The organism is Hymenobacter bucti, from assembly GCF_042681145.1.
Lineage (GTDB): Bacteria > Bacteroidota > Bacteroidia > Cytophagales > Hymenobacteraceae > Hymenobacter > Hymenobacter bucti.
In genome coordinates this window covers 73840-94968 of the sequence record NZ_JBHUFD010000003.1, presented here as the reverse complement: position 1 = coordinate 94968, position 21129 = coordinate 73840, and the positions used below count along the sequence as shown (strand labels likewise).

Below are 21129 nucleotides of genomic sequence, written 5' to 3'. Positions count from 1 at the left end.
TTTCACCCCATTTATTCTTAACTCCCTTACTATGAATACCGACCTACTACGCCCCCTGGGTCCTAACGAGCTCGAACTGGTGCGCGCCTGGCGCAATTCGCCGGCGGTGGCGCAGTACATGTACACGGCCGAGCCCATTTCGGCCGAGCAGCAGCAAGCCTGGTACGCCCGCATCAGCCACGACCCGAGCGTACAATACTGGCTCATTTACTACCAAGACCGGCCGGTGGGCGTGGCCAATCTCTACGCTATTAGCCAGCAAAACCGCTCGTGCTACTGGGCCTTTTACTTGGGCGAGGAAAACCTGCACGGCAGTGGCATCGGGGCCAAAGTAGAGCTCGCCGTGCTCGAATATGTATTTGAGGAGCTCAAACTGAACAAGCTCGCCTGCGAGGTTTTCGTTACCAATGAGAAGGTGATAGCCATGCACGAGAAGTTTGGCTTTCGCCGCGAGGCCTATTTTCGGCAGCACATCTACAAAGACAAGGCTTTTCAGGATGTAGTGGGGCTGGCCATGCTGCGGCGCGAGTGGCAGCAATTGCGCGACTCGCTGCGGCCGCGGCCTCGCAGTTGACCCGAAGCAACTCTAGCCCTGGGCTAACGGCCGTAACTTTGCGCCATGCCTACAATTTCTATCGGTGGCCGCGCAGTGGGCCCCGACTATGCGCCCTTTATCATCGCCGAGATGTCGGGCAATCACAACCAGAGCCTCGACCGGGCGCTAGCCCTAGTCGATGCCGCGGCCGCGGCCGGCGTGCACGCGCTAAAGCTCCAGACCTACACGGCCGATACTATCAGCATGGATACCGGCTTCGTTATCCGCGAGGAAGGCAAGTCGCTGTGGGAAGGCAAAAGCCTGTATCAGCTTTATAAAGAAGCTTATACGCCCTGGGAATGGCACGCCGCTATTTTTGAGCGGGCGCGGCAGCATGGACTCCTGGCTTTCAGTTCGCCATTTGACGAAACGGCGGTCGACTTTCTGGAAAGTCTCGACGTGCCAGCTTACAAAATCGCGTCTTTCGAAAACGCCCACTGGCCGCTGCTGCGCCGCGTGGCTGCCACCGGCAAGCCCGTCATCGTGAGCACCGGCGCCGCCACGCTCAGCGAGATTGATGAGGCCGTGCGCGTGCTGCGCGGCGCGGGCTGCCGCGAGCTCGTGCTCCTGAAATGCACCAGCACCTACCCGGCCTCGGCCGCCACCACCAACCTGCGCACCATCCCGGTGCTAGCCGAAACATTTGGCTGCCTAGTGGGTCTTTCTGACCACACGATGGGGATAGGCGCCAGCGTAGCGGCCGTGGCCCTAGGCGCCAGCGTCATAGAAAAGCACTTTACCTTGCGCCGCGCCGATGGCGGCGTCGACGCCGCCTTTTCGCTGGAGCCGGAAGAGCTGCAGTTACTGGTCGATGAAACCACCCGCGCGCACCAGGCCCTAGGTACCGTGCAGCTCTGCGTGCAGGCCAGCGAAGAGAAAAGCCGCATTTTTAAGCGCAGCATCTACGTGGCTAAGCCAGTCGCCGAGGGCGAAGTACTGACAGTTGATAACTTACGTATCATTCGCCCTGGCGATGGCCTCTTGCCCCGCCACTGGGACGTTGTGCTGGGTCGCCGCGCGGCCCGCGCCTTGCAGCCCGGCACCCCGCTCACGTGGGATGCGCTGCTGGGCGAACAAACGCCAGCAGCCTAGCCATGCGCGCCCAAGTAGCTCGGCTGCGTGACATTCTACAGCTGCGCTTCACGGATTTATTTTCGGGTCTACCGGTCTCGGTGCTGGCCAGCATCTCGCCGGCCAACCCGCTCAAACGGGTGGCGCGGGTGGCGGGCTACGCGGGCCTGCGGCTGGTGGGGCATCTGTTTCAACCCATTAAAAACGCGGAGCAGCTGCGCGGCGCGGTGTGGCTCTACGTGGTAAGTGCCAACAACTACGATGCGCTGAGTTTTATTAAAGAGGCTCGGCCCGAGGCCGTGCTGGTGGCGGGCCAGGGCAAGAATATCGGGCGCTATGGCCAGGTGGTGAACCGACTTTCGCTGCGTCGCAAAATCCTGTACTACTGGCAGTACCCGGCCGCGTTGCTAGGCTTGCACCGGGCGGTGGGCGGCCGGGCGCTGCGGTTTTTCGACCTCATTTTCTACGCCCTAGGGTACTACGAAGTGTACCGGCGGGCGCTGCGCCACTACCGGCCGCAGGCCGTGGTGTTTGCCAACGACCACAACGACGACGCTCGCGCCCTACTACTGGCCTGCCGCGCCGAAGGCGTGCCCACGGCCTACGTACAGCACGCCAGCGTGAGCACCAATTTTCCGCCCCTAGGCTTCGACCTCAGCCTGCTCGAAGGCCAGGACGCGCTCGACAAATACCGCCAGTGTGGCCCCATGCGCGGCCAGGTCGAGCTGGTAGGGATGCCCAAGGCCGACAGCTTTTTGGCGCAGCGCAATACCGCGCCGCAAGTGCGCCGCGTGGCCGTGGCCTGCAACCTGCTTGACGAATTGCCCGACCTGTTCGCCACACTCACCTACCTCCTACGCGAGTTGACCGCGCTCACGTTCACCCTGCGCCCCCACCCCGGCGACCGGCGCGATTTCGCGGCCCTGCGCCGGGCGCTGCCGGACTTGCAGTGGAGCGACCCGCACCAAGAGAACGTCTTTCAGTTTCTACAAACCCACGATGCGCTGGTGGCCGCCGACACCAGCACCCACCTCGAAGCCACGCTGCTCAACGTGGCCAGCGTGTACTACCGCTTTTCGCCCACGCCCACCCTGGCCGATTACTACGGCTACGCCGCCCGCGGCCTCAGCGAGTGGGCACACGCGCTGCCCGAACTGGCCGCCGCCCTGGGCCGCCTGGCGCAGCACAAGCCGCTCGACCTCTACCGCCGCGCCGCCTACTACAACGCCACCCTAGGCACGCCCGACGAAGGCCACAGCCGCGTGCTGGCCGTGCGCCGGCTGAGCGAGTGGCTGGCCGCCCCAGCCAGCCAGGCGTAATTTTGTGGTTATAATGCTGTCCGCTCAGTTACCTGCGCCCTTGCCCGTATCCATTTCAGAGGAGGTGCGCCTGGCGTATGTGCTGCGGCATTTTTGGCTGACTTATCCAGGGGCGCCGCAGCTCAGCATCGGCTACGCAGATATTCAGCCGCAAGTAGAGATTGCGAAGGTTGGCACATCCTTTTTTGCTACCACTGCGCCCTACCCCGCCCCGCCGCAGTGGCGCGAGTGGCTGGGGCAGCAAGTTCCGTTTTTCTTTGATGATGCGCCCGCCGCGCCGCTACTGGTGTTGCAGGAAAACCGGGCCTTCATCTCGGCCGATATTATCTCGGCGGCGTTCTACCTGCTGAGCGGTTGGCAGGAATACTTCTCCACAGAGCGCGACCAGCACGGGCGCTTTCCCTACGCGGCGAGCGTGCAGCAGCAGTATAGCTTCGTGGCGCTGCCGGTGGTTAATTATTACTTCGACGTGCTGCGGGCAGCCGTAGAGCATGTGAGCGGCCAGCTGTTGCAGCCGCGCCGCTGGGGCGACCAACAGGCGGCTTTCGCAGCTTTCATCTCGCATGATGTCGATAATCTGCATAGCGGTTGGAAAGCGCCCGCCAAGGCCGCGTTGCAGCAGCGTCAGTTGGGCCGCTTCGGCCGGCTGCTGTGGCAGCACTTAACTCAGCCCGATGCTTGGGACAACTTGGAAGCAGTGGCGGCTCAGGTGGCGCAGTACGGTGGACGCTCCACGTTTTTCATTTTGCCTAACCATTGCCCCGCTTCCAATGGTACTCCGAATGCCGATTATCGCCTAACGCGTAGGCTAGAGCAGCGACTAGAGCAACTTGAGTATCAAGGTTGCGAGACAGGGCTGCATGGCAGCCTGGGCACCAGTATTAGTCCAGGAAAATTACGTAGTGAAATCAAGCGAGCTAACCTAAATACAACAGGCTGCCGGTTCCATTATTTAAGTTGGGAACCGCGGCTAACGCCATTTATAGCTTTTTTACGAGACTTTTTTTCTTACGATAGCACTCTATGTTTTGCTGAGTATTTCGGTTTTCGCCACAGCTACTGCCTACCATTCTACCCATTCGATTTTAACGTTGGACAGGAAGTAGAATTCCTGGAAATCCCGCTCAACGTGATGGACGCCACGCTGCACCACCCCAACTACTTGCAGCTCGCGCCCGCCGAGATTCTGCCCGCGCTCCGGCCAATGTTTGCCAAAATAAAGCGCTTTGGCGGCGTGGCCTCGGTGCTGTGGCACAACCAAAACTTCGACCCGGCCAACACGACAAACGGCCCGCGCCAATTCCACGAAATAATGGCGCATCTCCAGCACGAAGGTGCCGCCTTCCGCACGGGCCGCGACATTTGGGAGGAATTCACCCGTGAGCCAACTCCTAACTCTTAACTCAAAACTCTTCACTCAATTTGGGTATCGTTCAGCGGCAGGGGCTGCGCAACACGGTTATTTCCTACGTCGGGCTGGGCATCGGCTTCGTCAATACCACGCTGGTGCTGCCGCGGCTGCTGGCGCCGGCGCAGCTCGGGCTGCTGTCGGTGCTGGTGTCGCTGGCTACTATCGGGCAACTGGTGTCGGCGCTGGGCTTCACCAATACCACCATGCGGTACTTCCCCTACTTCCGCAACCGGGAGACGGGGCACGCGGGCTACCTACCGTTGCTGCTGGGCGTGCCGCTGCTCATGTTTGGGGTGGTGGCAACGGTGCTGTGGCTGGGCCGGCCGCTGGTGCTGCGCCTCTACGCCCACGATGCCGGCCTGCTGGCCCCGCACTACGGCGCCATGCTGGCCCTGATGCTGTGCATCCTACTCTACGGGCTGCTCGATGCGTATACCAAGTCCTTGTTTTACAGCTCTTTTTCATCTTTCCTTACCGATGTACTGCAACGGCTGCTCATCGTGGGGGCGGCGCTGCTTTATGGCAACGGATATTTATCGTTTGATGGCTTTGTGCTGGCCTACCTGGGCAGCTACGCTACCATTGCGGTGCTGCTGCTGGGCTACCTAGGGGCCATTGGCGAGCTGCATTTGCGGCCCACGCGGGCGGTGCTGCGGGTGCGCCCCGTGGGCGAGTTGGTGCGCTTTGGCGGCTTTGCGCTACTGGGCAATGTGTCGGGCACGCTGCTGGTCACTATCGACTCGCTGATGCTGGGCTCACACAGCTTTGCCAACGCGGGCATTTACTCCATCGCGCTCAACATCAGCACGGCGCTGGCCATCCCGTTTCGGGCCCTCTACAAAACGGCGCACCCGCTCATCGCCGAATATTGGAAGGAAAGCGCGACCGATAAGATGCTCGATTTTTATCGCCGCACCACCCGCCTCACTACCGCGCTGGGCGCTTACCTGGCCCTAGGTATTGGCCTCAACCTGCCCTTTATTTACGGCCTCATCCACAAGCCGGCCTTCACGGCGGGCACGGTGGCGGTGCTGCTGCTGCTGGTCGGCCGCCTCACCGACGGCATCACGGGCGTCAACGGCATCATCGTGGTTACGTCGCCGCGCTACCGCTACGACCTGTTATTTAACCTTGGGCTGTCGGGGCTCATTATTGGGCTCAACATCCTGCTCATCCCGCGCCTGGGGCTCAATGGCGCGGCCCTGTCCAATGCGCTGGCGCTGGTGAGCATTAACCTGGCGCGCACCTGGTTTGTGTGGCGCAGCTTTGGCTGGCAGCCGTTTGACCGGCGCATTCTTTACATCCTAGGGCTGGCGGCCGGCGCGGGCGCCGCGGCCTGGGCGCTACCCGATATGCCCAACATCTGGCTGACGCTGTTGCTGCGCGGCGGCGTGCTCACATTACTATATGGCGGCGGGCTGCTGCTCACGGGCTGGGTACCCGAGGTGTCGGCCGCGTGGGCTGGCGTGCGGCAGCGGCTGCGCGGCGCGTAGCTAAACCCTGAGCACTAGCTTTACTTTTTGAAGAGTGGTTTTGATTTTTAGCAGTTGCGTCCTGACCTTTTCTAAATAGGTCACACTGCCCGCAAGGGTGACTAGTGGAGAAAGCTCGGCTTGGATGGCGAGTAGGAGGAGAAAATTGGTCGATGATAGGTACTCGCGCGGCAGTGGACGGACCAGAATGGAGCAGGCTGGTGGCCCCTAGGCTGCGCCCGCGGAGGGAGAGCTTACCAAGCATTCTAACCATTGAATTATGTATAGCCCGCCGGGAGTGGCGGAAAAGTGGCGCAAACCAGTTGCAAAACGTTATCCTATTATCAATTAGCTATCTAGACTAACACGCCCTTTTGTCCCCCATGCCTATTCCCGATGCTGCCTACCTGGCCACGCAGTCCCTCACGGTGCTCGTGCCAGTGTTTAATGAGGAAGAAAGCCTGCGCCAACTGGTGCTGGAGCTGGATAAATTTCTGCTGCAAGCCCCCCTGCCCGTCACGGTACTGTTCGTCAACGACGGCAGCACCGATGGCTCGCTGGCGCTACTGCGCCTAATCTGCCAGCCCGGCACGGCCTACGAGTTCATTTCGCTGGGCCGCAACCAGGGCCTGAGCACGGCCCTCAAGGCCGGCATCGACCACTGCCGCAGCACGCTGGTGGGCTACATCGACGCCGATGTGCAAACCACACCGCTCGATTTTCTGCTGTTTTTTGAGTTTTTGCCCGCCTATGACATGGTGAGCGGCATTCGGGTGCAGCGCCAGGATACGCTGGTTAAGAAACTGTCTTCGGCGGCGGCTAACCTGCTGCGCCGGGCGCTCCTCAACGATGGCATCCGGGACACGGGCTGCCCGCTCAAAATCATCAAGCTCGACTACGCCCGCCGGCTGCCGCTGTTTCACGGCTCGCACCGCCTGCTGGGCACGCTGGTGCAGATGCAGGGCGGCCAGGTCAAGCAGCTGCCGGTGCGCCACTTCCCGCGCTTCGCGGGCACGGCCAAGTACAATTTCTGGAACCGGGCCCTGAAGCCGATAATCGACATGCTAGGCGTGCGCTGGATGCGCAGCCGGTGGCGGACTTACGACATCGCGGAGCAGCGCCCGGCGTAGGCCAGGGCCTGGGTATCGTGCCAGTGCACAAAGTGTTGCAGCCCCTGCGCTAGCGAGGTGCGCGGGGCGTAGCCCAGCAGCCGCTGGGCCTTGCGGTTGTCAGCGTAGGTCAGCTCCACATCACCGGCCTGCATCGGCAAAAAATCTAATTGTGGCACCACCGCCGTGGCCTGGCCCAGGGCCGTAATAAGGTCGAGCAGCGGCACCGGCTGGCTGTTGCCCAAGTTCACGGTTTCGTAGGTGCCGGGGTGGGCCCGCAGGTAGGCCAAGCCGCGCACGAGGCCGTCGACCGTGTCGGCCACGTAGGTGTAGTCGCGGGCAGTACTGCCGTCGCCGTACACGGCCAGCGCCTGGCCAGCCCGCAGCCGGCTCACAAACTTATGGATGGCCAAATCGGGCCGCTGCCGCGGACCATACACCGTAAACAGACGGGTGTTCAGCACCCCTAGGCCACACAGGTGGTGGTAGGTGAAGGTGAGCACCTCGCCGGCCAGCTTGGAGGCCGCGTAGGGCGAAATGCAGCGCGCCAGCAGCGCATCGTCTTCGCGGAAGGGCCGGGCGGGCGTGTTGCCATACACCGACGACGAGGAGGCAAACAGCAGGCTGGGCACGGCCTGCTCGCGCATCCACTCCAGCAGGTGGCTCGTGCCCACCACGTTGTTTTCGAGGTAGGCGGCCGGCTCGCGCACCGAGGGGCCCACGCCGGCTTTGGCGGCCAGGTGCACCACGGCGTCGTAGGGGCCGGGCGGCAGGGCGGCCAGCGCGGCGGGGCCGTGGCGCAGGTCCAGCTCGTAGAACGAAAACCGAGGCTGCTGCCGGAGCAGCGCCACGCTATTTTCCTTCAGACCGCGGTCGTAGAAAGGGTCGAAATTGTCGAGGCCAATCACCTGATAGCCTTCATTCAGCAATCTTTCGCTCAGGTGCGAGCCAATAAAACCGGCGCAGCCAGTTATTAATACAGTAGGCATTTGAGAAGGTTGAGTAACAGCCCTTTCGGGTTATTACCTGCTTATTAACAGGTAGTTACTAAACGACGACGCCTTCCGGATGTTGTTCGCGCAACGGTGCCGGCCAGGGTGCCGGTCCGCCTTTCCGCCCCCTTCGGGCAGCGTTTACCCGTGAGTGGGCCCGGTGCGCAGGCCCTTAGTAAGGCCCACGCTAGGTCTGCTAACCAAAGGTTTTTTTGGATGGCCTACCGCGAGCGCAAGTGGCGTTTTGCCGGGCCTGAGACCACCTAACTAAAAAACTGACTTCCCGACGAATACCTTAGCTCACGACCATCCCACGATTATTCATCCTTTCTTCATCTGATGGCCCTATTAGCGCGATTTGCCGGTTGCTGTTTAAGAGCCGCCGCGTGGGGCCAGGCAGAGGCATCCCAGCCCCCAAAAAAAGGAAGCTTATTTCCTAATTAAAATTTTCTTTATGTGCGGCTTTCGTGGTCCGGCTGGCTCAGGCGGCCCGGCCTACCCCCGCTTGGAAATCTTGTTGTGCGTGATACTGCGCTGCATCTTCGACTTAAACCGCCCGTCGTCGACGGCGCTTTTGACCTGGTGCTTGGTGGCGCGGCCCTGCACGCGGGCGCGCCACATGCGCCACGAGGAGGGCTTCATTTCGCGGCGCATCAGCCGGATTACCTTGTTTTCCGTGAGGCCAAGCTGCGCCAGAATGGCTTCGAAGGGCGTGCGGTCTTCCCAGGCTATTTCGATGGTGCGGTCAGTTTGCGCGGCGGTTAGCTCGGGGCGAAGCTCAGACGTGTACTACGTAAAAGTGCCGCCCTGGCAAACTACCAGAGCGGCACTTTCATCAGGGTATTTTGCCGGTAAGTGTCCGCCAGAAGCCGCAGAAATGCGGTTTTTGCTGGCAGAACCCAAGTATCCGGACTACTTGGCGGTGGCTTGCGCCTCTTGCAGCTTTGCCCGCAGCTGCTGCACTTCGCGCTCCAGCTCCAGGTTGCGGAAGGTCACTTTCACTTCCAGGTCCTGATACGAGCGGGTCAGTTGCTCCTGCATCTGGCGCAGGGGCGTCACGTCGGCAATAGTACCGATGAAGCGGTAGGCCTGCGCGCTGGCCTCGTTGAAAAAGGCCCGGCCCGTGGCCCGGGCCCACAGCACGGGCTGGCCGGGCTGCTGCCAGCGGGTACGGTACTCGATGTCGTAGCTCCCCGGCCCGGTGGGGTCGAGGGCCCGCGTGACGGCGGCGGTAGTGGCCGCCCGGTCGTCGGGGTGCACCAGCTCCACAAAGTCGGCGTACGTCACCTCGGCCTCGGCGGGCACCCCAAACAGCTCTTTGCAGCGGGCCGACCAGGCCAGCGTATTGGCTACTAGGTCGTAGTCCCAGGTGCCCAGCCCGGACGCGTCCACGGCTGTTTGCAGGCGCTCGAAGGCCGTAAAATCAGGAGTCGTCATCTACCGTCGTATTTGTCGTAGTTTAAGGGTGAACCAGAAAAAGCTCTAGGCCCGACTGAAAGTACAGTGCGAGCGTGCGGTACATGCCATCGGCCGAGCGGCGCAGCCGCGTGACCAGGGCCGTCACGCTTTCGGTGGACAGCTGCAACTGCAAATATGGCCGGCTCAGCAGGCTGTCGCGCTCCACCGACCACTGGCCAGTGGCCGGGGCCGCCGGGGTATCGAGCTGCCAGAAGCCATCCTGCAAGTGCAGAAAAGTAGCCTGCGCCAGCGGCGTGGCCGGGTCGGCCTGGCTGAGCACGCGGTCTACCACTTGCCAGCTGCCGTGTAAATAGGAGTCGGGAACTTGTTGCAGGTTAACGTCGAGCAGGTACTGATTCATAATCTAGCGCCACGAAAAGCTGCTTCTAAACCAGAAGCTGGCGTAGAAATACTTCGCTGGCGAATAGCAAAGGTACGACACAACCCTATTTTTTACCTGAAAAGTACCGACTATAAACAAACAGAAAATCAGATACCTATCGCCAGCTACTGCTGGCCCTCGGCCGCTTGGCGCAGCTTGCTGTGCTTCTTGCCGTAGCCAAAGTAAATTGCCAGCCCCAGGGCCAGCCACACGGCCAGGCGCAGCCAGGTTTCCCAGGGCAGGCTCACCATCATCACGAGGCAGGTAACGATACCTAGGATGGGCACCACCGGCACCCACGGCGTGCGGAAGCTGCGGGGCGCATCGGGGTTGGTGCGGCGCATGATGAGCACCCCTAGGCACACCATCACGAAGGCCAGCAGCGTGCCGATGCTCGTCATTTCGCCCACCACCGAGATGGGCACGAAGCCCGCAAACAGCGCGATAAAAGCCCCTAAGAGTAGGTTGGACTGCACTGGCGTGCGAAAGGTGGGGTGCAGCTTGGAGAAAGCGGGCGGCAGCAGGCCGTCCTTCGACATCGAGAAGAACACCCGCGACTGCCCCAGCAAATCGACCAGAATAACCGAGGTGTAACCGATGAGAATAGCCCCGATAATGGCGCCGCTCAGCCAAGCGTAGGGCGTTTTTTCGATGGCGATGGCTACCGGCGCGGCGCTGTTTTTAAACTCAGTATAGTTGGCCAGCCCGGTCATCACGTAGCCAAAAAGCACGAACAGGATGGTACAAACCACGAGCGAGCCCAGAATGCCAATGGGCATGTTGCGCTGCGGATTCTTGGTTTCCTGGGCCATCGTGGCCACGATGTCGAAGCCGATGAATACGAAGAATACCACGCCGGCGCCGCGCAGCACGCCGCTCCAGCCAAACTCGCCAAACGTGCCCGTGTTGGTCGGGATGTAGGGGTGGTAGTTGGCCGGGTCAATGTAATTCCACCCGAGGGCGATGAAAACCAGCACCACGGCCACTTTCAGGGTCACTACCAGGGCATTAAACCACGCCGAGCCCGACGTGCCCCGGATGATGATGGCCGTAATAACCAGCACCACGGCCATGGCCGGCAGGTTGGCGAAGCCGTGGACCTCGGCGCCCGAGGGCAGCTTCACCGTTTCGAAGGGCGACATGACGAGCCGCGCGGGCAAGTGCAGGCCGTACTTATCCAGAAATTTAAGCAAATACTGCGACCAGCTGATGGCCACCGTGGCCGCGCCCACCGAGTACTCGAGCACGAGGTCCCAGCCGATTATCCAGGCAAAGAGTTCGCCCATGGTGGCGTAGGAGTAGGTGTAGGCCGAGCCCGCCACCGGCACCAGCGCCGCAAACTCGGCGTAGCACAGGGCCGAAAATGCGCAGCCCACCGCCGCCACCACGAAGGAGAGCGTCACGGCCGGTCCCGCATGGTTGGCCGCCGCGATGCCCGTGAGCGAAAACAGCCCCGCCCCAATAATAACCCCGATGCCTAGGGCGATGAGATTAAACCCGTTTAGCGTACGCTTGAGGGTGCCGGCGCCCGATTCGGCCGCTTCCTGGCGCAGGAGTTCGAGTGATTTTTTTAACATATATATCGTGGGCTTTGCCAGCCTGCACTAAATAACGACCCCGCCGGCCCGGTACGCGCCCGGCCAGCAGTAGTCAACCCTTGAGAAAAATTTGCAATACCTAAGCGGCGGCCCTGCTCAACAACAACAGCCTAGGGCGCCCGTGCCAAGCTGCCCGGCGCCAACTACTTGATGAACAGCACAACAAAAAACGAAAGCAACCACGGGCTTTTATATGAGCCGCCATAGTTTAGCGGCCGGTCGGTTGGCACCGTTCTGCCGAGGCAGGGGTTGCCGGCGCGTCGCAGAGCCTATCTCTCAGCGCCTCTTTATAAAAACAGGCCTGGGCCTGGCAGCCGAATTTAGCTGCGACAAAGGTACGATTAGTAGCCTGGACTCTGCGCGTCCGAGCGCTTGCGAAGTGAGTAGCTACGCAAGCGCAGCCCGGCCTTTTTCAGCTTATCCAGCCGCGAGATGTTTGCTGCGCGAGCGCTCGGACGCGTAGAGTCCGGGCTACTCTGCCGGCAGCCCACCCTGCTCCCAGGCGTCGAGCTCGGCTTGCAGGTTGCGGCGCGCGGCGGCGTCCAACTCCTCGCGCAAGCTCGGCGTGTGGAAGAGCACCGGCGCGGCGAGCAGCTTGGCCAACACTTTGCGCCGGCCGGGGCGATACAGCAGGTCGGGCACGAGGCGGTACTCGCGGCGCACCTGGCGAGCATAGGCCCAGTACGCCGCCACGGGGGCACCTAGGATGCTCAGGTCCGCATCCAGAAATAAGAGCAAGTCGGCATCAGTGGGCGGCTGAGGCTGGGTGTGGTCCTGGGTGCGGCGGATGAGGTCGGCCACGCGCTCGCAGCGGGCGGGCGCTAGGCTGGTGCTTTGCAAAAAGGCCAGCGCCCATTCCGCGCTCTTCGCTTCATTATCAGCCCGCAGCGCGTTATACACCGCATCGTGGAACCAGGCAGCCAGCTCCACTACCACCGCATCTTGCAGCGGATGAGCCCCTACCCTATCCAGCAGGTTTTCGATGTGCGCCAGGGTGTGGTAGTGCCGCTCGGGCGCCTCGTAGGCCGCGGCCAGGCGCCGTAGCTCGGCCTCGCAGTGAGCGGCATCGGGTAGCAAGGGCGCAGTGAGGGCGTGCCAACGGGCGGCGAGGGTGGGCGTAAGCATGCATTAAAGAAACGCATGCTTACGCCTATTGCCTTAAAATTAAGCTCAGGATGACTCGCTCATTGCCACCTAGGGCTCGCCCACGCCGAGCTGCTGGAGCTGGTCGGCGTACTTGGCATAAATCACCTGCAAGTCGGCGCGGTGCTTGTCGGCATCGACGCCAATGCTCACATTATGCGTATGAAAGCGGTGCAGGTGGCTGATGTGCGGGCAGACCACGGGCAGGTGCCCGGCCAGCAAAAAGCGCACGTAGAGGTCCAGGTCTTCGGCCATGGGCAGCTCGGCGTCGTAGCCGCCTACTTCGTCAAACAGCGCCCGGCTGTAGCATACGTTGCCCTGAATGAAGTTTTCGGCCCGAAAGATGGCTTGCAGCATCTGGCGCGGCGACTCAAACTGCCAGGCGTAGTAGTCCTCACTTGGCAGGTAGCGGCGCTCCTCGTCCATGCGCAAGAAATCGGCCACCAGCCAGGGCCGGCCGGGGTGGCGCTGAATCTCGTCGGCGTAGTGAAATAGGGTGCGCTGAAGCATAATGTCATCGTCGTCGAGTGGCACCACCCAGGTATCGGGCTGGGCCTGCGCCACTAACTCGTTGCGGCCCCAGCCGGGGCGCTGCAGCTGGGGGTGCTGCCAGTAGCGCACGGCCGGGCCGGGCTGGGCGGCGGCTTCGGCCAGCACCTGGGCGGTGTGGTCGGAGGAGCCGGTTTCGTAGAGCAGGTGCTCCCACTGAATATCGAGCGGGGCCGTGGTAGTAGCACGCACGCTGGCAATGGCTTCGGGCAGAAGGTCGGCCCGCTGGTGAGTGGGCGTGATAACGGTAAAATGCATGAGGTATTAACTAAAAACGAACGGCCCAGCCTAGCTGGTTGCCGCGGCGAAGCACTAACTTTCCGCCGGTCCGCGGCGTTATGCCCGGACCTGGGCGTTAGTGGCCCGCTTACCTATGCCTACGTTTGTTGTTACGCTGCGTTTACCCGACTCATTCGACGAGGATTTTATCGCTCTCATTCCCAAGCATCGGGATTTTATAAATCGTCTGCTCACCGAACACGTTATTGAAGCCTACGCCATCAGTGCCGACCGCAGCCGCGGCTGGGTTACGATGAATGGCGAAAGCGCGGCGGCCGTGCGGGCCATCGTCGAGCAGTTTCCGCTTTACCACTACCTGCGCCAGATTGAGGTAGACGAGCTTTTTATCTTTGAGAGCGCTGCGGCACGGTTTCCGCATATCAGCCTCAATTAGTATTCGCTTTTCACTCCAAACACCTTGTTTTTGCCTTTCCGCACTGCTAGCCGCTCGCTTATCGGGTGCGTTGGCGCCCTAGGTGCCGCCAGCTGGCTGGCCCTGCAAGCCACCGCCGCACCCGCCGCCGCGCCTGGGCTGCCCCCCATCACCACCCCACAGCTCATGAGCCAGCTCACAACGGCCATTCAAAACCTGAAGAGCCTGCGCTGCGCCGCCGATGCCAGCGAGCGCATTGGCAGCAAGTACAGCAAGGACCGCTCTACGATGAAGCTCACCTTCAGCCCCATGCGCGTGTACCTCAAGAACGGCAAAGGGGTGGAAGTGCTGTACGTGGCGGGCCAAAACAACGGCGACGCCTGGGTCAATCCTAATGCTTTTCCCTACGTCACGCTCAGCCTGGCGCCCGAGGGCTCGCTTATGCGCAAGGGCCAGCACCACACAGTGTTACAGGCGGGCTTTGGCACCATCGCCGACCTGCTCAATGGCTCGGCCAGCCGGCCCGATAAGTCTTTCAACCGCTCTTTCCGCTACGCCGGCGATACCACCGTGCAGGGCCGCCCGCACTACATCCTCCGGTCCGACTACCCGCAGTTTCGCTACATGGCCTATAAGGCCGGCAAGAACGAAACGCCCGCTACCGTGGCCGCCCGCTTTGGCTGCGGCGAGTACCGCATTCTGGAGCGCAACAAGCTCGACGTAGGCGACCAGCTAACCGAAGGCCAGGTGCTGCAAGTACCCAACGCCTACGGCCGCCGCACCCTCGTAGTCGTCGACCCTAAGACTTTCCTGCCCACCGTAGTAGCCGTGTACGACGACCGCGGCCTCTTCGAGAAGTACGAATTCTCCAACGTAATAGCCAACCAGCCCATCCCGCTAGCCGAGTTCTCAAAAAGCAACCCTAGCTACCACTTCTAACCGCAGATTTAGCGGCGCATGGTTTTTTCGATTTGGTCCCACATGTCGGGGGTGAGGGCGCTTAGCTTGTTGAATTCGCCAGCGCCGTTCAACCACTCGCCACCATCGATGGTCACGACTTCGCCATTCACGTAGGCCGAAAAATCGGAAACCAAGTAAGCAGCCAGGTTGGCCAGCTCCTGATACTGGCCCACGCGCTTGAGCGGCACGCTGGCGGCCGGGTCAAGCTGGCTGGCTAAGGGCTCGGGAAATAGCCGGCTCCAAGCGCCCTCGGTAGGAAAAGGGCCGGGCGCAATGGCGTTGGAGCGGATGCCGTACTTGGCCCACTCCACAGCCAGCGAGCGCGTGAGGGCCAGCACACCCGCCTTGGCCGTGGCCGAGGGCACCACAAACGCCGAACCCACCGAGGCGTAAGTAGTTACGATATTTAAAATAGTGCCGGGCTGCTGCTCTGCTATCCAGCGCTTGCCCACGGCCAAGGTACAGTTATAGCTGCCTTTCAATACGATATCTACTATCACATCAAACGCCTTATGGCTGAGGCGCTCGGTAGGACTAATAAAATTGCCGGCCGCGTTATTAAGCAAAACATCTACGCGGCCAAATTCTTCGTAAGTGCGCGCCAGCATGGCTTCTACTGCGTCGTACTTGCGCACATCGCAGGCTACTGCCAGCACCTTCCCACCCGTTTGCTGGCGCAGTTCGGCGGCAGTGGCTTCCAGCACGTCTAGCTTACGGCTCGTGATGGTAACATTAGCCCCTAGCTGCAAAAAGTACGTAGTCATGGCTCGACCAAGGCCAGTGCCGCCACCCGTTACAATAATTGTCTTGCCAGCGAGGGCATTATCGCGTAGCATGGGCTGAGTGTAGGTCGAAGCCATTATTTTTGTTGAAGCTAGAAGAAAGAAAAGATGAACAATATTATGTCGAAGATACTAATCATTTAGCGCGTAGCGGCGTGGATTCAGCGAGTATATCTCATCACTCAGCGAAAAGCTGAGCATTATTTTGAGATTAATGTGCAATTTGCACACCCTTAATCAAGCTTACTTTAAGCATTAGTCCCAAATATTCATGCCTTTTTCCCCTGCTACTGCGGGCACTACCGTAGCGGTACTGGGCTGTGGTTGGCTAGGCCTGCCACTGGCCAAAGTACTTAAAAATCAGGGTCATCGGGTACTAGGTACCACCACTACTCCCGAGCAGTTGCCAGTATTAGAAGCTGCAGGCATCGAGCCGCACTTAGTACAGCTGGGCCCCGACTTCAGCGCGGCTGATGAGCTCCGGCTGACCGACATCCTTCGCCAGGCCAACGTCCTGGTTATCAATGTCCCGCCCCGCGCGGCAGTAGCCGGTGGCTATCCGCAGCTGCTCCGCCCCGTGCACCGGGCCGTGGCCGCCGCCCGCCTACAGGCCGTGCTGTTCGTCTCCACCACCGGCGTGTACCCCGACGAGCCCCGGCTTATGCGCGAACAGGATGCCATCAGCACCCGCGATGCCTCGTCCGACGTGCTGCGCACCGAAGGGCATTTCGTGCCGCGCTACGGGCAGTGGCAGAGCACTGTAGTGCGCCTAGGTGGCCTCATCGGCCCCGACCGGGCGCCGGGCCGCTTCCTGGCCGGCCGCCAGAACCTGGCGCAGGGCGACGCGCCTGTGAACCTGCTACACCTCACCGATGCGGTGGGCGTTCTCAGCACCATTATCAACCAAAATATCTGGGGCTACACGCTCAACGTGTGCGCCTCGTCGCACCCACCGCGCCGCGAGTTTTACGTGGCAGCGGCCGAGCACCTAGGCCTAGCGCCGCCCACCTTCCGGCCCGAGTTTGGCAGCAGCAAAATTATTGACAGCAGCCTACTCCACACGCTCGTGCCCTACACCTTCCAGCACGACGATGTGCTGGCGGCCATCCCGTACTGCTAGCCCGGCAGCGCGGGTAGTGGGTATCTTTGTAAGATGTTGCTGTCTCCTTCTCTACCCTCTGCCGCGCCCGTAGCCGCAGGTCCCGCCACCGGGCGCTTGGTTGTGCTAGGTGGTGGGGCGGCGGGTTTTTTTGGCGCCATTGCCTGCGCCGAAGCTAACCCAGATATTCAGGTTCTACTGCTCGAAAAAAGCCCTAAGCTGCTGGGCAAGGTGCGCGTTTCGGGCGGCGGGCGCTGCAACGTCACGCACGCCTGCGAGTCGGCCGCGCAGCTGATTCAGCACTACCCGCGCGGCGGCCGGCAGCTCAAAGAAGCTTTCCAGAAGTTTGGTGTGGCCGATACCATCGCGTGGTTTGCCAAGCGCGGCGTCGCGCTCAAAACGGAGGCCGACGGCCGCATGTTTCCGACCACCGACAGCAGCGAAACCATTGCCCGCGCTCTCGAAGACGCGGCCCGCCAGGCGGGCGTCCGCATCTACACCCGTACCGCTGCCGAGCAAATTACGCTGCTTTCCGAAGGCGGCTTTAGCTTGGCGCTTAGTGGTGAAGGCAGCGCTGCCCTAGGTCCTACTCTGCACGCCAGCCGCCTCCTGGTGGCCACCGGCGGCAATCCTAAGTCGGGCGCCTACGACTGGCTGCGCGACCTCAGCCACACGGTGGCCGAACCCGTGCCCTCGCTCTTCACCTTCAACGTGCCGGCCTCGCCCCTGCGCGACTTACCCGGCGTGAGCGTGCCCCACGCCCGCGTGGTGATAGCCGGCGAAAAGCTGCAGTACGAAGGTCCGCTGCTCGTGACGCACTGGGGCGTGAGCGGCCCGGCCGTGCTCAAGCTCTCGGCCTGGGGCGCCCGTCGCCTCCACGAGCTAGGCTACCACAGCACCGCACTCATCAGTTGGGTACCGGCCCACACCGATGAATCGCTACGGGCCTGGGTGCAGCAGTTTCGGCTCGACAACAGCAAAAAGCAGGTGGCCGGCCATCCACAGTTCGGCTTGCCCACTCGCTTGTGGCGCACGCTAGCTGAGCAGGCAGGCCTAGGTCCCGAAACCCGCTGGAGCGAAGTGCCCGCCAAAGCCCAAAACCGCCTCCTGGAGCTACTGCTACGCACGCCGCTGCAAGTGCAGGGCAAAACCACGCACAAGGATGAGTTTGTGACCTGCGGCGGCATCCCACTGGCCGAAGTCAATTTTAAGACTATGGAAAGCCGCCGCGTACCCGGTCTGTATTTTGCCGGCGAAGTACTTGATGTTGACGGTATTACGGGCGGCTTCAACTTCCAGGCAGCCTGGACCACCGGCTTTCTGGCTGGGCAGGCAATGGCCACTACCGCACCGTAGTGCCGTAGCCCAAAGCTCCGCCTCGCGCGCACCTAGGCAGCTTAGCTCACCATTCAGGAAGGGGCTGCGCACCACGGCACTGGTACGCATAAAATTGGGGCATCTCGGAGCTAGCCGCAACCTTGTGGGCGCGGAGCTAGTAAAACCAGCTACAATTCCCCACTTTAAATTTTCTTTCCATCATGGAAGCTAAAGTCACCCAAGCCGGCCTCAACACCCTCATCACCGTTCTCAAAGATGGCCAGAAAGGCTACGCTGATGCAATGGTTGATGTAAAGGACCAGCACCTGAAAGACCTATTCAAGAAGTATTCGGCCCAGCGTGCTAGCTACGTCACTGAGCTGGAAGACCAGATGTTCAAGCTTGACCTCAAGCCCGATACCAGCGAAGGCTCGTCGATTATCGGCACCATTCACCACGCTTGGATTGACTTGAAATCAGCCGTAACCGGCCATGACAACCACGCTATCCTCGCCGAGTGCGAGCGCGGTGAGGACGTAGCCAAAAAGGCTTACGAGGAGGCTTCCAAACTACAAGACCTACCCGGCGACCTAAAGTCGATTATCGAAAAGCAGTCGCAAGGTGTACTAGCCGCCCATAACGAAATCCGCGACCTTCGCGATTCCTCCAAATAAATCGCGGATTTAACGGATTGCACAGATACGCCGCTAGCGCGGCTGATTGTCATCCTGAGCTACTTCTTCTATTGCTTGAAAGCAAACAAAAAGGGCCACCTAGTCGGTGGCCCTTTTTATGTTTTATACCATGTGGACTAGGAGTCACACTGAATTTCCGCCGTGAGCAATTTTATCCTAGGTCCTATTCCTTAAACACAAATACTAAAAAAGGCCACTCTAGGGTGGCCTTTTTCAATTATTGTCAGTCAGCCCGCCGCAGGTGGGCGTATCTGTGCAATCCGTTAAATCTGCGATTTATTCGCCGCTGTCGCGCTTGCCTTTGTAGCCGCCGCCGTAGCTGCTGCCACCGCCTTGGCCACCTTTGTAGCCGCCGCGCTGGTAACCACCGCCCTGGCTGCCGCCGCGGTCGCCGCCGTAGGAGCTACCGCCTTCGCGGTTGCCGCCTTTGTAGCCACCACCGTAGGAGCTGCCACCTTCGCGGCGGTCGCCGCCATAGCTGCTGCCACCGCGGCTACCACCACCGAATGGAGGGCGGCCACCTTCGCGGCGGTCGCCGCCGCCAAAGCCACCTTCGCGGCGCTCGGGGCGGTTGGTACCTTCTTCTTTAGCAGCTGCGTCCTGCACCGGGGTAGCGATACTGAACGTAACCGGCTGGCCCTGGATAGTGCTGCGGCCAAGCTGGCCCACAATCTCCTCGGCAAACTCGTTCGGTACTTCTACAAAGCTGAACTTGTCGTAGAGGGCGATGTCTCCTACTTTATTGCCGGGCAGGTTGGTGCTCTCGCCAATCAAGTCAACCACGTCGCGGGGGTGCAGACGGTCCTTCTTGCCCATGCTGATGAACAGGCGCGTGTAGCCGGGACGGGTAGCCCCTTTCTCACGGCTCGCATCGAGGCTTTGCTCGTTACGCTTGTCCTCTTTCATGTTCATCTTGAGCAGCGCAGCGGCGATGTCGAGCGAAGTAACTTCCTCGCTTTGGTCGAGCAGGCGCTGCACGCGGCCGATGTACTTGTCAAGGCCACCTTTCTCCACCACCTCTTTGATTTGGTTGAGGAACAAGGTCGTCTTCACTTCCGATACGTCAGCAAACGAGGGCACTTGCGCCAGTTTGATGTCGGCCTTGGTAAAGCGCATGATATCGCGCAGCTTGTAGATGTCGCGGCCACTCACGAAGGTGAAGGCGCGGCCATTCTTGCCGGCGCGGCCGGTGCGACCGATGCGGTGTACGTAGTACTCTTCGTCGGCAGGTAGGTCGTAGTTGAATACGGCCTCTACGTTGTCTACGTCGATACCGCGGGCGGCTACGTCGGTAGCCACCAGGATTTCGAGCGTGTTTTTGCGGAATTTGTCGAGCGTGTTCTGACGCTGCTGCTGGCTCATGTCGCCGTGCAGGCCGTCGGCGAAGTAGCCTTTGGCTTGCAGGTCGGCCACAATCTCGTCCACCATGCGCTTCGTGTTAGCGAAGATGATGGTCGATTTCAGGTTGTACATATCCATCACGCGGGTCAGGACGTCCTTCTTCTGCGGGCCCCGCACTTCGAAGTAGCTCTGCTCGATGTTGGACACCGTCATTTGCTGGTGGTTAACCTTCACTACCTGCGGGTCGCGCTGGTACTTCTTGGTCATGTCCATAATCGGCTTGCTCATCGTAGCCGAGAAGAACACCGTCTGGCGATTCTCGGGCATCTTGCTGAGCACAAACTCGATGTCTTCGCGGAAGCCCATGTCGAGCATTTCGTCGGCTTCGTCGAGGATGATTTTGGTTGCCTTATCAAGCTTCAGCGTGCCGCGCTCGATGTGGTCCATTACGCGGCCGGGGGTGCCGATTACGATTTGCACGCCACGCTCTAGGGCGCGGAACTGGCGGTCGTAAGACGAGCCACCGTAGATGGGCACTACGGCCAGGCCTTTCTTATACTTACCCAGCTTCTGGATTTCGCCGGAAACCTGCACCGCGAGTTCGCGGGTGGGGCAGAGCACGATTACTTGTACGTCACGGCTTTCGCCGTCCACACCTTCAATAGCGGGAATAGCGAAGGCGGCCGTTTTGCCGGTACCCGTCTGGGCCTGGCCAATAACGTCTTTGCCAGCGAGCAATACGGGGATGGCCGAGGCCTGAATGGGCGAGGCTTCCTCGTAACCCATTTCGGTGATGGCGCGCTGTACTTCGGGCGAGAGGTTGAGTTCGTCGAAGCGAACTTTAGGCTTCTCGGTGGTTTTGGGGGCGGTATTTTCTACTTGTTCGGTATCCATGCGGAACGGAATAGGTTGCTGGGCTGCCTGGTTTTCCAAAACCTGGGTAGCTTGTGGGGAATGAGACTACGCTCTGAAAACAGCCGGCTCAACAGCGGCGGCGCTTCTTCCCCCTCAACCTTCCTACTAACGACAAGGCGGAAAAAATACGACCGATAAAACGGGAAACTACTCGGCAGCCAATTTACTCTGGGCCACCCCGGCCACTCAATGGGGCCGTTCTCAAATGCGGGTGCAAAGGTACGGATTTTATTTAAGAATAGCTATTGAATTGCTATTAAATAAATTTG

19 protein-coding genes, 1 pseudogene and 1 riboswitch are annotated in these 21129 nt (G+C 60.7%); of the genes and pseudogenes, 11 read left to right on the top strand and 9 right to left on the bottom strand.

Translation table 11 applies throughout. From position 1 onward, the window contains the following. Window positions 1-31 precede the first annotated feature (31 nt). The 6 genes from pseH (at window position 32) to ACFSDX_RS08065 (ending at window position 6998) form a co-directional block, all read left to right on the top strand. The gene (gene pseH / locus ACFSDX_RS08090; RefSeq protein ID WP_382312796.1) at window positions 32-574 is read left to right on the top strand and encodes a UDP-4-amino-4,6-dideoxy-N-acetyl-beta-L-altrosamine N-acetyltransferase; all 543 of its coding nucleotides are present in this window, start codon (window positions 32-34) and stop codon (window positions 572-574) included. Window positions 575-619: 45 nt separating this feature from the next. Continuing rightward, window positions 620-1687, top strand: a complete 1068-nt coding sequence (gene pseI / locus ACFSDX_RS08085; protein WP_382312795.1) for a pseudaminic acid synthase — start codon at window positions 620-622, stop codon at window positions 1685-1687. 2 nt (window positions 1688-1689) lie between these two features. Further along, a complete protein-coding gene (locus ACFSDX_RS08080; protein WP_382312794.1) occupies window positions 1690-2985 on the top strand; it encodes a glycosyltransferase family protein in 1296 nt (431 codons plus the stop codon). Window positions 2986-3025: 40 nt separating this feature from the next. Further along, the gene (locus tag ACFSDX_RS08075; protein WP_382312793.1) at window positions 3026-4387 is read left to right on the top strand and encodes a DUF7033 domain-containing protein; all 1362 of its coding nucleotides are present in this window, start codon (window positions 3026-3028) and stop codon (window positions 4385-4387) included. Window positions 4388-4407: 20 nt separating this feature from the next. After that, complete coding sequence (locus tag ACFSDX_RS08070; protein WP_382312791.1) at window positions 4408-5889, top strand: lipopolysaccharide biosynthesis protein; 1482 nt, start codon at window positions 4408-4410, stop codon at window positions 5887-5889. Window positions 5890-6251: 362 nt separating this feature from the next. Next, window positions 6252-6998, top strand: coding sequence for a glycosyltransferase family 2 protein (locus tag ACFSDX_RS08065; protein WP_382312790.1), 747 nt, complete (start codon window positions 6252-6254; stop codon window positions 6996-6998). Here the strand turns inward: ACFSDX_RS08065 and ACFSDX_RS08060 are convergent. From ACFSDX_RS08060 to ACFSDX_RS08030, 7 genes and pseudogenes are all read right to left on the bottom strand, one after another. Continuing rightward, entirely contained in the window at window positions 6968-7966 is a 999-nt protein-coding gene (locus ACFSDX_RS08060; RefSeq protein ID WP_382312788.1) for a GDP-mannose 4,6-dehydratase, read from the bottom strand. The genes ACFSDX_RS08065 and ACFSDX_RS08060 overlap by 31 nt on opposite strands. A 498-nt stretch (window positions 7967-8464) precedes the next feature. Continuing rightward, a pseudogene (locus ACFSDX_RS08055) lies at window positions 8465-8725 on the bottom strand (TIGR03643 family protein); the annotation flags it as partial. Window positions 8726-8881: 156 nt separating this feature from the next. Beyond that, window positions 8882-9406, bottom strand: a complete 525-nt coding sequence (locus ACFSDX_RS08050; RefSeq protein ID WP_382312787.1) for a PAS domain-containing protein — start codon at window positions 9404-9406, stop codon at window positions 8882-8884. 22 nt (window positions 9407-9428) lie between these two features. Continuing rightward, window positions 9429-9788 (bottom strand): hypothetical protein, encoded by a 360-nt coding sequence (locus ACFSDX_RS08045; RefSeq protein ID WP_382312786.1) that lies wholly within the window; start codon window positions 9786-9788, stop codon window positions 9429-9431. Between the two features lie 146 nt (window positions 9789-9934). After that, entirely contained in the window at window positions 9935-11386 is a 1452-nt protein-coding gene (locus tag ACFSDX_RS08040) for an amino acid permease (protein WP_382312784.1), read from the bottom strand. A 207-nt stretch (window positions 11387-11593) separates the two neighbouring features. After that, window positions 11594-11703: riboswitch (SAM riboswitch) on the bottom strand. 175 nt (window positions 11704-11878) lie between these two features. Beyond that, complete coding sequence (locus tag ACFSDX_RS08035; RefSeq protein ID WP_382312783.1) at window positions 11879-12532, bottom strand: HD domain-containing protein; 654 nt, start codon at window positions 12530-12532, stop codon at window positions 11879-11881. Window positions 12533-12601: 69 nt separating this feature from the next. Next, window positions 12602-13357 carry a glycosyltransferase family 2 protein gene (locus ACFSDX_RS08030; RefSeq protein ID WP_382312781.1) on the bottom strand — a complete coding sequence of 252 codons (756 nt, stop codon included), beginning with the start codon at window positions 13355-13357 and terminating at the stop codon, window positions 12602-12604. Window positions 13358-13472: 115 nt separating this feature from the next. On the opposite strand from ACFSDX_RS08030, the gene ACFSDX_RS08025 reads away from it, so the two are divergent. Together ACFSDX_RS08025 and ACFSDX_RS08020 are read left to right on the top strand one after the other, a co-directional pair. Further along, window positions 13473-13772 carry a YciI family protein gene (locus tag ACFSDX_RS08025; RefSeq protein WP_382312780.1) on the top strand — a complete coding sequence of 100 codons (300 nt, stop codon included), beginning with the start codon at window positions 13473-13475 and terminating at the stop codon, window positions 13770-13772. Window positions 13773-13802: 30 nt separating this feature from the next. Continuing rightward, window positions 13803-14690 (top strand): LysM peptidoglycan-binding domain-containing protein, encoded by an 888-nt coding sequence (locus tag ACFSDX_RS08020; RefSeq protein WP_382312779.1) that lies wholly within the window; start codon window positions 13803-13805, stop codon window positions 14688-14690. Window positions 14691-14698: 8 nt separating this feature from the next. Here the strand turns inward: ACFSDX_RS08020 and ACFSDX_RS08015 are convergent, their stop codons facing one another. Further along, window positions 14699-15571 (bottom strand): SDR family oxidoreductase, encoded by an 873-nt coding sequence (locus ACFSDX_RS08015; protein ID WP_382312778.1) that lies wholly within the window; start codon window positions 15569-15571, stop codon window positions 14699-14701. 193 nt (window positions 15572-15764) lie between these two features. Here ACFSDX_RS08015 and ACFSDX_RS08010 point away from each other — a divergent pair, with 193 nt between their 5' ends. From ACFSDX_RS08010 to ACFSDX_RS08000, 3 genes are all read left to right on the top strand, one after another. Beyond that, the gene (locus ACFSDX_RS08010) at window positions 15765-16613 is read left to right on the top strand and encodes a Rossmann-fold NAD(P)-binding domain-containing protein (RefSeq protein ID WP_382312777.1); all 849 of its coding nucleotides are present in this window, start codon (window positions 15765-15767) and stop codon (window positions 16611-16613) included. A gap of 33 nt (window positions 16614-16646) precedes the next feature. Further along, window positions 16647-17948 (top strand): BaiN/RdsA family NAD(P)/FAD-dependent oxidoreductase, encoded by a 1302-nt coding sequence (locus ACFSDX_RS08005; protein WP_382312776.1) that lies wholly within the window; start codon window positions 16647-16649, stop codon window positions 17946-17948. Between the two features lie 182 nt (window positions 17949-18130). Continuing rightward, window positions 18131-18583: a PA2169 family four-helix-bundle protein gene (locus ACFSDX_RS08000; protein WP_382312775.1), complete on the top strand. Its 453-nt coding sequence runs from the start codon at window positions 18131-18133 to the stop codon at window positions 18581-18583. 297 nt (window positions 18584-18880) lie between these two features. Here ACFSDX_RS08000 and ACFSDX_RS07995 read toward each other — a convergent pair whose 3' ends face one another. Next, window positions 18881-20839: a DEAD/DEAH box helicase gene (locus ACFSDX_RS07995; RefSeq protein ID WP_382312774.1), complete on the bottom strand. Its 1959-nt coding sequence runs from the start codon at window positions 20837-20839 to the stop codon at window positions 18881-18883. Window positions 20840-21129 lie beyond the last annotated feature (290 nt).